Annotated in this window: 14 protein-coding genes; 3 read left to right on the top strand and 11 right to left on the bottom strand. The window is 60.9% G+C overall.

What is annotated here, in order from left to right:
- Nucleotides 1–14: 14 nt before the first annotated feature.
- A complete protein-coding gene (locus QO002_RS14110; protein ID WP_307230696.1) occupies nt 15–224 on the bottom strand; it encodes a hypothetical protein in 210 nt (69 codons plus the stop codon).
- 98 nt (nt 225–322) lie between these two features.
- On the opposite strand from QO002_RS14110, the gene QO002_RS14105 reads away from it, so the two are divergent.
- Complete coding sequence (locus tag QO002_RS14105; protein ID WP_307230694.1) at nt 323–1,207, top strand: LysR substrate-binding domain-containing protein; 885 nt, start codon at nt 323–325, stop codon at nt 1,205–1,207.
- A 10-nt stretch (nt 1,208–1,217) separates the two neighbouring features.
- Here QO002_RS14105 and QO002_RS14100 read toward each other — a convergent pair whose 3' ends face one another.
- From QO002_RS14100 to QO002_RS14060, 9 genes are all read right to left on the bottom strand, one after another.
- Complete coding sequence (locus QO002_RS14100) at nt 1,218–2,309, bottom strand: DNA topoisomerase IB (RefSeq protein ID WP_370878491.1); 1,092 nt, start codon at nt 2,307–2,309, stop codon at nt 1,218–1,220.
- A gap of 73 nt (nt 2,310–2,382) precedes the next feature.
- Complete coding sequence (locus QO002_RS14095) at nt 2,383–4,383, bottom strand: ASKHA domain-containing protein (protein ID WP_307233388.1); 2,001 nt, start codon at nt 4,381–4,383, stop codon at nt 2,383–2,385.
- A 71-nt stretch (nt 4,384–4,454) separates the two neighbouring features.
- Entirely contained in the window at nt 4,455–4,796 is a 342-nt protein-coding gene (locus QO002_RS14090; RefSeq protein ID WP_307230691.1) for a hypothetical protein, read from the bottom strand.
- A gap of 20 nt (nt 4,797–4,816) precedes the next feature.
- Nucleotides 4,817–5,782 (bottom strand): methyltetrahydrofolate cobalamin methyltransferase, encoded by a 966-nt coding sequence (locus QO002_RS14085; RefSeq protein WP_307230689.1) that lies wholly within the window; start codon nt 5,780–5,782, stop codon nt 4,817–4,819.
- Between the two features lie 69 nt (nt 5,783–5,851).
- Nucleotides 5,852–6,946, bottom strand: coding sequence for a methylenetetrahydrofolate reductase (locus QO002_RS14080; RefSeq protein ID WP_307230687.1), 1,095 nt, complete (start codon nt 6,944–6,946; stop codon nt 5,852–5,854).
- On the bottom strand, nt 6,946–7,533 hold the full coding sequence (locus tag QO002_RS14075) for a methylenetetrahydrofolate reductase C-terminal domain-containing protein (protein WP_307230685.1): 588 nt from the start codon (nt 7,531–7,533) through the stop codon (nt 6,946–6,948). The genes QO002_RS14080 and QO002_RS14075 overlap by 1 nt, the downstream gene beginning before the upstream one ends.
- Nucleotides 7,526–7,828, bottom strand: coding sequence for a virulence factor (locus tag QO002_RS14070; RefSeq protein ID WP_307230684.1), 303 nt, complete (start codon nt 7,826–7,828; stop codon nt 7,526–7,528). Before QO002_RS14070 ends, QO002_RS14075 begins: the two co-directional genes overlap by 8 nt.
- A gap of 91 nt (nt 7,829–7,919) precedes the next feature.
- Nucleotides 7,920–8,594: an exopolysaccharide biosynthesis protein gene (locus QO002_RS14065; RefSeq protein ID WP_307230682.1), complete on the bottom strand. Its 675-nt coding sequence runs from the start codon at nt 8,592–8,594 to the stop codon at nt 7,920–7,922.
- 111 nt (nt 8,595–8,705) lie between these two features.
- Nucleotides 8,706–9,314, bottom strand: a complete 609-nt coding sequence (locus QO002_RS14060; RefSeq protein WP_307230680.1) for a DUF1638 domain-containing protein — start codon at nt 9,312–9,314, stop codon at nt 8,706–8,708.
- Between the two features lie 47 nt (nt 9,315–9,361).
- Between QO002_RS14060 and QO002_RS14055 the strand changes: the two genes are divergently transcribed.
- Entirely contained in the window at nt 9,362–9,520 is a 159-nt protein-coding gene (locus tag QO002_RS14055; protein WP_307230678.1) for an entericidin domain-containing protein, read from the top strand.
- A gap of 155 nt (nt 9,521–9,675) precedes the next feature.
- On the opposite strand, the gene QO002_RS14050 is transcribed toward QO002_RS14055, so the two are convergent.
- On the bottom strand, nt 9,676–10,374 hold the full coding sequence (locus QO002_RS14050) for a cobalamin B12-binding domain-containing protein (protein WP_307230676.1): 699 nt from the start codon (nt 10,372–10,374) through the stop codon (nt 9,676–9,678).
- A gap of 337 nt (nt 10,375–10,711) precedes the next feature.
- Between QO002_RS14050 and QO002_RS14045 the strand changes: the two genes are divergently transcribed.
- The gene (locus tag QO002_RS14045) at nt 10,712–12,283 is read left to right on the top strand and encodes a trimethylamine methyltransferase family protein (protein ID WP_307230674.1); all 1,572 of its coding nucleotides are present in this window, start codon (nt 10,712–10,714) and stop codon (nt 12,281–12,283) included.
- The last annotated feature ends 103 nt before the right edge of the window (nt 12,284–12,386 follow it).

The raw sequence follows: 12,386 nt of genomic DNA, 5'->3' as shown, positions 1-12,386 counted from the left end.
TTTGATGCGATGCATCACATCTCTTGATGTCTTGTTCCGATGTCGATTCGCAGGTTTTCCGGCAGGTTTGCGATCTCCTGCTGGGTCAATCTGCGCGTTGTCTCGATGCGCCGTTCAGACATCTTTCGGCTCGCCCATGAGATGAGCAAATGCAGCCTGTCTTCCAGCGGCAACGTGGCTGCCGGAACTTTCAGGGCGGTGTTTTGCATGATCAGCTCCTTCAAGGCTCATCGGTATGCCTTGACTATCGTCCTCATCTGAGGTTCAATCAAACGAAATGAAATCATGTTATCTTTCAGAAAAACTGATTGATGAGGTCGCCATGAATATGATGCTCCGGCACGTGCTGCCGCTTCTCGAACTCGACGTTTTGAAGACCTTCGTGGCGATTGCAGAGACCGGCAACTTCACGACGGCCGCCGAAACCGTCTATCGGACGCCGTCGGCGGTCTCGATGCAGATCAAGAAGCTTGAGGAAACGCTGGGCTGTGTCCTGTTCCTGCGCGACGCGCGCTCTGTCTCATTGACACCCAAGGGCGAAGTGCTTCTGGGGTTCGCCCGGCGCATGCTGGCGCTCAACAACGAAGCCGTCTCACGCTTCCTGCTCCCAGACATGAACGGCATCGTGCGGGTCGGCGCACCGGAGGACATCGGAGAGCGCATCCTGCCGGAGGTGTTGAAGCGCTTTGCCGAATCCTATCCGAACGTGACGGTGGATGTGACGATCGGCACGAGCAATGTCATGCGCAAGCGCGTCGACGAACACCGCATGGATATTGTCATCTACAACAGCTTCTATGACGACGAGAGCAGCGCCGAGGAGCTTCTGGTGCAGGAGAAGCTGGTCTGGGCCGGCATTCGTTGCGGCACGGCCCACACGCGCGATCCGCTGCCGGTCTCAATGTGGGAAGACGGCTGCGTCTGGCGAGCCGACGCGGTCGAGCGGCTGACGCGATCCGGCCGTCGTTTCCGCGTTGCCTTCCTCAGCGCCCATACGACAGGCCAGCGGGCTGCGATCCAGGCCGATCTGGCGATCGCGCCCCTGCCGCGTTATCTGGTGCAGGGCGAGCTTGTGGAACTGGGCGAGGCTGAAGGGCTGCCGGAACTTGGTCGCTACAATATCGGCCTCAAGGTGATCGACAATGCGACGGCTCCCGTGCTTGCTGTCGCAGAGCATGTGCGCGCAGCCTTTATCGCCCTGGGGTGAGCGGAACCTGTCAGCCGGCGTCTTTCGACGCCTGCTTGAGCCAGCGCATCACGCGGATTTCGTCGTCTTCCATCCAACGTGAAAGCGACGTGCTGCGGCTCGCCCTCATGCGGGCGAGTTCAGTGAGGGCACCACTCTCGAAATCCGCAAACACCTGCGGGTGAATATACGACGAGCGGCAAACGGCACGGGTATTGACCAGTCGTCCGGCCACCTGGTCGATGACGGCGTTTAGCTGCAGTTTCAAAGCTCTCTGTGTCTGCGGTGGCTCAAGAGCGGCGAGGGCGGTTGCCGCCATATGCGTGGCGCCCCAGGTGCGAAACTGGCGTGAGCTGAAATCGGCACCTGCAGCTTCCCGGATGTAGGCGTTGACGTCCTGGGAGCGGATCTGATGCCGATTCCCGTCTTGGTCGAGGTATTGGAAGAGCTGCTGGCCGGGCAGCTCCTGCAGCGAGCGGATGGCGCGGGTGATGCGCCGGTCGCTGTGCTTCAGCCGCCATTCCTTTCCAGATTTTCCCTTGAAGTTGAATAGGACGCTGGAGCCGTTCACCTTGACGTGTCTGTTGCGCAGCGTCGTCAGTCCGAACGAACCGTTTTCCTCCGCATAGGTCTGGTTGCCGATGCGAATGAACAGGCGGTCGAGCAGGAAGACGACGGTTGCGAGTGCCTTTTCCATGTCCGGCTTGCGGCGGCGCAGGTCGGCATCGACCTTCTCACGGATGCGCGGAAGCGTTGCGGCAAAGGCGGGGAGCATGGCAAACTTGTCGCGCCCGCGTTCCTGCGACCATTGCGGATGATAGCGGTACTGTTTGCGTCCCCGTTGATCGTAGCCTGTTGCCTGAAGATGGCTGAGCGGATCGGGTGAGATCAGCACGTCGGTATAGGCGGGCGGGATGGCCAGGGCGGCGATGCGATCGAGCTCTACGGGGTCGATGATGCGTTTGCCATCGGCGTCGTGGTAGAGGAAGCCGCGCTTGCCCGGTTTGCGGCTGATGCCGTGCTCAAGACGCTCCAGATAGACGAGTTCGGAAACGGCTGCGGCTGCGTCCGCGATTGCTGACGTTGATGGAGGCTTGGCCGTGAGTTTGACAACTTGATCCACAGTGTCGCCAAAACTCGCAGAGGCCTTCCGAAGTTCCGGCAGAAACGCAAGAATCTGGTCTGACGTTGTCCGCCTATTCGCGGCTGCGCCTGCGTCGTCGTCCGCCACCTTCGCCACCATCGTCGGACAGCACCTTGCGCTCCGGCAGCGTCACGACGGCTGAAAGCTTCGGGAATCGATCGACCTTGTTCGGCAGCGCCATCGCGTAGACGAAATGCTCTTGAAATTTTGATTCAAGCGCGGTCTCTATCTTCTCGATTTTCTTGACTGTTTCCTCGATCTCGCGGCGGTGGCCGCGATTGAGGAGCGCCATCAGCGCGCCGGTGCCGGCGGCGTTGCCGACGGCCTTCACCTCGTCCAGATCGCAATCCGGGATCAGGCCCAGCACCATCGCGTATTTAGGATCGATGAACGAGCCGAAGGCGCCGGCGAAGCGGATGGTATCGACATGCTCGACACCCTGCTTTTCCATCAAGAGCTTGATGCCGGCGTAAAGTGCGGCCTTGGCGAGCTGGATGGCGCGTACGTCGTTCTGGGTGACCGTGATCCGTTGTTCGCCGTCATGCAGCAGGTAGGAGAAGGTGCGGCCGTTGGGGATAATGCGTGGGCTGCGCTCCGCCATGCCGCCATCGACGACGCCATCTTCCGAGATGATGCCCGAGAGGTACATTTCGGCGACGACCTCAATGATCGCCGAGCCGCAGATACCGGTAACGCCGACGGCGGCTGCCGCCTCGCTGAAACCGGCTTCATCAGACCATGCATCGACGCCGATCACTCGGAACTTCGGCTCCAGTGTCACCGGATCGATACGCACGCGCTCGATTGCGCCGGGCGCCGCACGCTGGCCGGACGAGATTTCCGCGCCCTCGAAAGCGGGGCCGGTGGGTGAGGACGCGGCGACAACACGCTGGCGGTTGCCGAGCACGATTTCGGCATTGGTGCCGACATCGACGAGCAGCATCATCCGGTCCTGCCGGTAGGGTCCTTCAGCAAGCGTGGCGCCGGCAGCATCCGCGCCGACATGGCCGGCGATGCAGGGCAGCAGATAGACGCGCGCACCGCGGTTGACGTCGATCTCGATCTCATGCGCCCAATATTGCAGCGCGCCGGAAACGGCGAGTGCGAAGGGGGCCTGGCCGAGTTCGGTCGGATCGATGCCGAGAAACAGGTGGTGCATGATCGGGTTGGCGACGAAAACGGCGTCGAGAATGTCGTGGCGATCGACATTGCCTTCCTCGCAGACCTTGCCGATCAGACCGTTGATGGCTTCACGCACGGCCTTGGTCATCGCCTCGCGCCCGTCCGGGTTCATCATCACATAGGAGACGCGGCTCATCAGGTCTTCACCAAAGCGGATCTGCGGGTTAGACGTGCCCGAGGAGGCGGCGATACGGCCGGACAGCAGCGAAACGAGGTGCATTGCGATGGTCGTCGAGCCGATGTCGCAGGCGATGCCGTAAGCCTCGTTCTTCAGGCCCGGCCAGAGGCCGACGATGAAGGGACGCGAACTGTCCATGTCGCGATGGATCGCGGCCGTCACCGCCCAATTACCCTTGCGCAGGATGCCCTGAAGCTGCGGGATGAGGTGAGGGGCGATCAGCAGGTCTTTCCAGCCCCAGTCCTTCTGCAGCACGGCCTTCAGCCGGTCGAGATCGCCGAGTGGCTTGTGCATATCGGGTTCTTCAACCTCGACATAGCAGAGCTGGACTGCGGCATTACGTTCGATGATGCGATCGGTTGCGGCCTTGCGCACCACCTGCGCATTGATGACCGTATCCTGGGGCACATCGACGACGAGATCACCGAGGATCTGCGAGGAACAGGAGAGGCGGCGGCCTTCTGGAAGCCCGCGAATCTGCTCGTAGCGCTCTTCTTTCGGTCCCTTCGGAGACAGGTTTTCGTTTTTTGAAACGATCTGGTGCTTGGCAAAACTGCCTTCCTGTACCGTGATCTGACAGCGCCCGCATGTCGCTCGTCCGCCACAGACGCTTTCGACATAGACCCCGAGCGATCGCGCAGCATCCAGGACAGGCGTGCCAACCGGAAAACGGCCGCGCTTGCCGGACGGCATGAAGAGCACGAGGGGATCGCTGCGATTTTCCTTGGGCGACACGATGGGTTCCTTCTATTTCGCCAGACCGCTTATTTTGCAAGCCGCAGGGCGTTGGCGCGGATTCGTTTGCCGTAGGGCTTTAAGGCTGCCACCGCAAGGCGATCGGAGGCGTCGGTAAAGTTGGAACAGGTGCCCGTCGCCGCGGCCGTTGCGGCGATCATCCCCTCATTGACCATGGCTGTATTGAGCGCCATCAGGCTCTCGGCAGCTGCCGAGAGCTTTTCGGTGAACATGCGGCTCGCTTCCGCGACGCTGCCGGGTGTGCCAGCCATGCCGGCGGCTGCGAAGTCCTGCATGCGCGACGAGATGACCAGCGGCGCCTGGAACCAGAGGCTTGCGAATTCGTCGAGCAGATCTGCACTGAAAAACATTGGTACTCTTTCCGGGCGGATTATTCCGCCCTTGCACCGGCACCCGCGCGGCCTGCGCGGCCGCCACGGCGACCGCCGCCGGCGCCTGCCGGGGAGGCTGCGGTGGCAACAGCGCCACCTTCAGCCGGTTTATGATCACGATAGGTCATGATCCAGTTGCCGCAGTTCGGATCGGTGCCGTTCAGGACATTGGCGGCGCGAACGGCTTCCATTTCCTGCGGGCGGCAGGGGTTCATGATGGCGGACGTCATGCCGGCGCCGATGACCATCGGAATGAAGCCGGCGTTGATGCCGTGGCGATGCGGCAGGCCAAAGGAGATGTTCGACAGGCCGCAGGTGGTATTGACCTTCAGTTCGTTGCGCAGCCGGTAGAGCAGCTGGAAGACCTGACGGCCGGCATCGCCCAGTGCACCGATGGGCATGACCAGCGGATCGACGACGATATCGTGCGGCTTGATACCATAATCCATGGCGCGCTCGACAATTTTCTTCGCAACCGCGAAACGAACGTCCGGGTCCATGGAAATGCCGGTTTCGTCGTTGGAGATCGCGACAACCGGGACGTCGTATTTCTTGCAGAGCGGCAGGATGGCTTCGAGTTTCTCTTCCTCGCCGGTGACCGAGTTGACCAGCGGGCGACCCTTGGCGACCTTCAGGGCTGCCTCGATGGCGGCCGTGACGGAACTGTCGATCGACAGCGGCACATCAACGAGACCCTGGACGATTTCCATGGTCTTCACCAGAAGGCCAGGCTCGGTCTCGTTTGGATTGACAGAGGTGACGCCGGCATTGACGTCGAGCATCGTCGCGCCCGCTGCGACCTGCTCTAGCGCATCCTTGATGACGGTGTCGAAATTGCCCTCGATCATCTCGGCGGCGAGCTTCTTGCGGCCCGTCGGGTTGATACGCTCACCGATGACGCAGAAGGGCTGGTCGAAACCGATGATGATCTCGCGGGTGGCGGAGGCAACGATGGTACGCGTCATGTCTGATCCTCTGTCGGGGGCGCTTCTCTCCCGGAGTGCGCCCGATTGTTCAAATGTCTGCTTGTTCGATCAGTGCGGATGATGGGCGGCGGTTTCGGCCATCTGCTCCTGGTTTTCCGTCTTGCCGTCCTTCAGCGCTTCGATCCGCTGCTCGACCGCGTTGTCGCCAAGGTTGCGCTCGCGGGTCCAGGGGGTGCGGCCCTTCAGGACACCGGAGTCATGCACGATCTCCGCGACATATTCCTCCTGCCGGTAGGCCATGACATGCACGCCGGAAACGCCCTTGATCTCCTTCACCTCGTTGATGATGTCGATGCAGAGCTGCTTGCCTTCCTTCTTCTGGTCCTGTGCGCCCTCCAGCCGCTTGATGACAGCGTCGGGAATGTGGATGCCCGGCACATTGTTGCGGATCCAGTTGGCGGTCTTGGCAGACGCCATCGGGCCAACGCCGACGAGGATGTAGCATTTTTCGTCAAGGCCGAGATCGCGGACCTTGTTCATGTAGTCCCGGAACATCGGGATATCGAAGCAATACTGGCTCTGCACGAACTGCGCGCCGGCTTCGATCTTCTTGGCAAGGCGATAGGGGCGGAAGTCGTAAGGCGGGGCGAAGGGATTGATGGCAGCACCCAGAAAAACCTGCGGCGGCGAGGTGAGCTTGCGGCCCGAGAGGAATTTCGAATTGTCGCGCATGATGCGCACGGTTTCGAGCAGCGACATGCAGTCGAGATCGAACACCGGCTTGGCGCCTGGCTGGTCGCCGGCCTGCACGCCGTCGCCAGTCAGGCACATGATGTTGGCCACGCCCATGGCGGCAGCACCCAGCACGTCGCCCTGAATGGCGATGCGGTTCTTGTCGCGGCAGGCGATCTGCATGATCGGGGCGTAGCCCATGCGGGTCAGCAGCGCGCAGATGCCGACGGACGACATATGGCAGTTGGCGCCGGAGGCATCGACGGCGTTGATGCCATCCACCCAGCCTTCGAAGATCGCAGCGCGCTCGTAGACGTCTTCCGGATTGGCGCTGTCCGGCGGATTGAGTTCGGCGGTGACGGCAAATTCGCCGCGCCGGAGCACACGTTCGAGACGGCCGCGCGAAGAATGGCCGGGCAACGGATCAAGCGGCAGATGGCGGCCAAGCGGGTTTTCGTCGATATGCGCCATCAGGCTTCCTTTGCCGCTTCTTTTGCCTCGGCAGCCTGCGCCGTGACACGCAGCCAGGAGGATGTCTCCCGCAGCGACTGATTGACCGGCTTTTGCACGTTCAGGATCGCATCGCCCTTGACCATGTTCCTTGAACCTTCCCAGGCTTTGACCCAGACGCAGGGCATGTCCGGCTCGACCTCGCAATTGCCGTTGGCGCGCACGCCGCCGCAGGGACCGTTGCGAAGCTGCTTGGGGCAGTTCATCGGGCAAGACATGCCGGTGGCCGACAGCACACATTGGCCGCACATGCGACAGTCGAAGAGCAGGCCCTTGACGTTGCGCTCGACGAAGGTGATCGGGGTTTCGACCCTGTTGTAGCCGATCGCCTTCCACAGCGGATGGAGCAGCAGGAAGAGATCGGCGAAGCGGTGGTAGAACCATTCGAGAAATCGCGAATGCCGAACCGCCCAGAGACGGATCGTGTAGCTGCGCCGGGCGCGCCGATTGGGGGATACGCCGGAGGGGGTGTAGGCGCCAGTCGCGGCCTTCTTTGCCGGTGCGGCATTGCCTTTGACAGGGTTTTCGGCAGGCTTCAGGTCAGACATCGTCTTTTCCGCCCGCCTTGACGAGCGCGACGAGACGCTCCCGGTCGTAGGCAGCCTCAATCTCCGTCACGGCCTTGTCGGCCTCGGCTTCGAGATCGTCGGAAACAGGCGTGGGATCAGCCTTGCGCCATTCGGCGAGGTACTCGCCACTTTCGGCAGCGCCCGTGCGCATCGCCGCCATGTCGATCGCCTCGGTGAAACGCAGCGACAGCTCGCGCTTGGCGTTCTTGCGGCCCTGCTTGATGATGACCTGCGCGGGAATATCGCGCCAATAAACGATAATGCGATCAGCCATGCGCCCAAAATCTCCTCTTGCCCGACAATGCGCAACTCCACGCATCCGGGCGCATCTTGGCACGACGCGCGGCGTGTTCAAAAGCGACCTCTCAGAAGATCAGGCTGAGCAGTGCACCGGCGGCAAGGATTACCGTGCCGGCGAGAAGGAGGGAGGCAGCACCGATCGCGAGGCCCGTTGCAAGTCCAAGACCGTCGCGTTCCGTCAGGGCAAAGCCCATGATGGCCAGGGCAAAGGCCGGCAGCCAGTTGCCGAAGGGGATCGGCAGGAAGATGACGGTGGCGAGGATCAGAGCGAGGACGCCGATCAGCCGCTCGGCAAATCGGCCGCCGATAAACCAGGCACGGGGCTTTACCAGTGTTTCGGCACGTTTCAGCCAGGGCGTGATCCTTTCGACCAGCGTCTGGAACGAGCTTCTGTCGAAGGCGTAATCGCCCATGCGCTTTGGCAGGTGGATACGATTGTCGCGCGCGGTGACCATCTGCCAGGCGATGAAGATCAGCGGCAAACCGAGGATGAGGGTTGCGCCCGGCGGCAGTGGAATGAGGTTCGGAAGAGCGAAGACGACGAGGAATGCGCCGAAGGAACGGTCCTGCATGGCGATGGAGAGATCGCGCAGTGTGATTTTCGGGCCGGCGGTGGCGGCGAGGTCGTTCAGGATGTCGGAAAGCTGCTTGTGTTCGGCCGCGTGTCCTGCTTTCGCCGGAGAAATCTTCTTGCTGGCCTTTTGCGCACCGGCTTGTGCACCGAGAAAAATATCTGTCATCCCCATCGCCCCTTTTGTTGTTGTGAACACAGAATGGGGGAGGGCGATTACAAGGGAATTAAGGTACGAACCGGGGCGCAGGCTAGTTCGCCATAGGCCTAACGAAGGGTTTCAGGCGGTCTTCAACGCGCCGGTGAGATCGCCATAGCCGGTGAAACGATATTCGTAGGCCAAGCCCAGCCGTTCGGCGGCCTGCTCGGCCTTTCTCTTCAAGGCTTCGTCTTCCACCTGCGAGAGATAGATGAGCTTCCTGTAATGACCGAAATACATGTCGCGCAGCTCGGGATGCCGGTCGAGGCCGAGCGGCTCGATGACAAAAGCTTCGAACTGGCGGGCGAGGAAATCGGTCAGGAAGAAAGAGGTGAAATCGTCGTCCCAGCGCGCATCGAAATCGGCATTGCCGGCGAAGAAGGAGAAACAGTGCGGGCCTGAAATGCGCTCCACGCCTTCGGCCTCGCACAGCCGGTCGAGATCGCCGCCGGTGCCGCAATCGGCATAGGCGACGAAGATGCGTTCGAAGCCTCTGGCCCGGGCCTTGTCGATTGCTTCCTTGAGGCCGGGGGTGATCTTGTCGGGTGTATTGTGCCAGATGGCCGGAAGACAGGTAAGGTCGATATGGTCGAGACCGTTCATCTCGCAGACGGTCAGAATTTCGCGCGCGATCGCGCCACAACCTATGACGTGAACTTTTTCGCGTTTCGTGCGTTCTGCGATCGACACCAATTTGTCTCTCCCGTGTCCTGTCTTAAGCCGTAAGGAACCCTACCATGACTGCAAAAACCATCGCCACCATTGGCCTCGTTCTTTTCTCGATCACGACGCTCAGCGCTTGCGGCAATACGATCCGTGGCGTGGGCCGGGATACCGCAAACGCCGTCGATGCCACCCAGGATGCGGGCCGGAGCGTCGAGAAGGCCGCCAAGTAGAGCATGTCGCGCAAAAGTGCGTAGTGGTTTTGCGGTTACGACAATTAATTGACCGTTTGATGCGGCAGTTCGCCCTTTCCCGTCACCGGCGAATATAGGAAAGCCGGCCACGCCTTTCATCGGTGTGGCCGGCTTTCTTGCTGTATGCGTGCCGATCAGGCGCCCGAAAGCTGGTTGTGCTTGCGCTTCATGAATTCCTTGGCGGTTTCGACGGCAACGGCCGCATCGCGGCAATAGGCGTCGGCACCGACGGCCTTGCCGAATTCCTCGTTAAGCGGCGCACCGCCGACCAGAACGACGTAATCGTCGCGCAGGCCTTTCTCTTTCATCGTGTCGATCACGACCTTCATGTAGGGCATGGTGGTGGTCAAAAGGGCCGACATGCCGACGATGTCAGGCTTTTCTCGTTCCATCGCTTCCAGATAGTTTTCGACTGGATTGTTGATGCCGAGGTCGATGACGTCGAAGCCTGCGCCTTCCATCATCATGCCGACAAGGTTCTTGCCGATATCGTGGATGTCGCCCTTGACGGTGCCGATCACCATCTTGCCCTGCTTCGGCGCGCCGGTGGCGGCGAGCAGCGGACGAAGGATGGTCATGCCGGCCTTCATGGCATTGGCAGAGAGCAGAACTTCGGGAACGAAGAGGATGCCGTCGCGGAAGTCGATGCCGACGATGCGCATGCCTTCGACAAGCGCCTGGGTCAATACGTCGTAAGGCACCCAGCCCCGTTTCAGCAGGATGTGCGTGCCTTCCTCGATCTCCTCCTTCAATCCGTCATAGAGATCGTCGTGCATCTGCTGCACGAGTTCCTCGTCGGAAAGCTCCTCGAGAATGATATCGTCATCTGCCATGATAGGTTTCCTCGGTTCCCGGCGGGATATCACCCGACACAGGCACTATACTTAGCTTTCTGCGCCGCAAAAGCTCTTTTCGATTGCGACGTCGCATGCGATGAAAAGCGACGAAGCTTTCTCAATGTGTCGAATGTCATGGGCTTTGTGCATGGGAAAACAATATTTTAATCAGGCGCGCCCGAAAACGACATTGCCAGACGGCATGTCGCAATTGCGTTTCGTGGTCTGTCGGGCTTGCGCCATCCGGCGGCGCATTGAGAACCGCCCAGCCCGGGCGCCTTGGTAGCATAAGACTTCATTCAAGCGCATCCAATGCGTGGGAGAGGATTTGAGAATGAGCGACGTGACGGAACAGACAGCGGATGCGGGCGGTCGCCGCTCGCGCGGTGAGGGACGTGGAGCAGCGGCAAGGCGCGCCTCGCGCACCGGCGGCGGTCCGGGGCCTTCTCTTCCCTATATCACACGCAAGATTCGCGAATACGAAGTGCTGGATGAGGAAGGTCTGGCACTGATCGAGCGCAATGCCGACCTCATTCTGGAAGAGATCGGCATCGAGTTCCGCGATGATGCCGAAGCGCTGGAACTCTGGAAGCAGGCCGGCGCCGATGTGCGCGGCCAGCGCGTGCATTTCCCCAGGGGTCTCTGCCGCGAATTGCTCAAGAGCGCGCCAAAGGAATTCACGTGGCATGCGCGCAATCCCGAGCGCAACGTCCATATTGGCGGCAAGGCGACCGTCTTTGCACCTGTCTACGGCCCTCCCTTCGTGCGTGACCTCGAAGGAGTGCGTCGCTACGCGACGATCGAGGATTTTCGCAATTTCGTGAAGCTTGCCTATATGGCGCCGTCGATGCATTCATCCGGCGGTACCGTCTGCGAGCCGGTGGATGTGCCCGTCAACAAGCGCCACCTTGATATGATCTACAGCCATATCAAATATTCCGACAAGCCGTTCATGGGCTCGGTTACAGCACCGGAGCGTGCGGAAGACACGATTGCCATGGCAAAGCTCGTGTTCGGCGATGATTTCGTGGAAAACAATTGTGTGACGCTGAACCTGATCAACGCCAACTCGCCGATGGTCTTCGACGAGACCATGGTGGGCGCACTCAAGGTCTACGCTCGCCACAATCAGGCCAGCGTCGTCTCACCCTTCATCCTCTCCGGGGCGATGAGCCCGGTGACGGTGACCGGCACGCTGACACAGATTCTGGCGGAGGTGCTGGCCGGCGCTTCCTTCACCCAGCTGATCCGCAAGGGTTCGCCGGTGTTGTTCGGCACCTTCGCCGCCTCGATCTCGATGCAGTCGGGTGCGCCGACCTTCGGTACACCGGAGCCGTCGCTGGTGTCCTATGGCGCAGCCCAGCTCGCTCGCCGTCTTGGCCTTCCCTTCCGTACCGGCGGCTCCCTCTGTGGCTCGAAGGTTCCGGATGCGCAAGCGGCCCATGAATCGGCCAATACGCTCAACATGACGCTGCTGGCCGGCACGAACTTCGTGCTGCATGCCGCGGGCTGGCTCGAAGGCGGTCTCGTTTCTTCCTATGAGAAGTTCATGATCGACCAGGACCAGCTCGGCATGATGCAGAAGATGGCGGAGGGCGTCGATCTTTCCGAAGATGCGCAGGCGCTTGATGCTATCCGCGAAGTCGGCCCCGGCAGCCATTATCTCGGCTGCGCCCACACCCAGGCCAACTTCCAGACCGCCTTCTACCGTTCGGCCCTCGCCGACAACAATTCGTTCGAGCAGTGGGAAATCGAAGGCGAAAAGCGGGTCGAGCAGCGGGCTAATGCGCTCGCCCGCAGTTGGCTTGACCACTATGAGGCACCGCCGCTCGATGTGGCGATTGATCAGGCGCTGCTCGACTACATCGCCCAGCGGAAGAACTCGATGCCCGACGCTTTCACTTGAAGAGAGCCCGAACAAGCCAGGGAGCAAGGCGGAGCGGCGCAGGTAGCTGATTTCATTCAGAAAGAAGTCTGGCGACCGCATTATCACACACAGGGACCGAAGC

Source organism: Pararhizobium capsulatum DSM 1112 (genome assembly GCF_030814475.1).
Lineage (GTDB): Bacteria > Pseudomonadota > Alphaproteobacteria > Rhizobiales > Rhizobiaceae > Pararhizobium > Pararhizobium capsulatum.
Note: the sequence above shows the minus strand (reverse complement) of the source record. Positions and strands in the feature narration are given on the sequence as shown.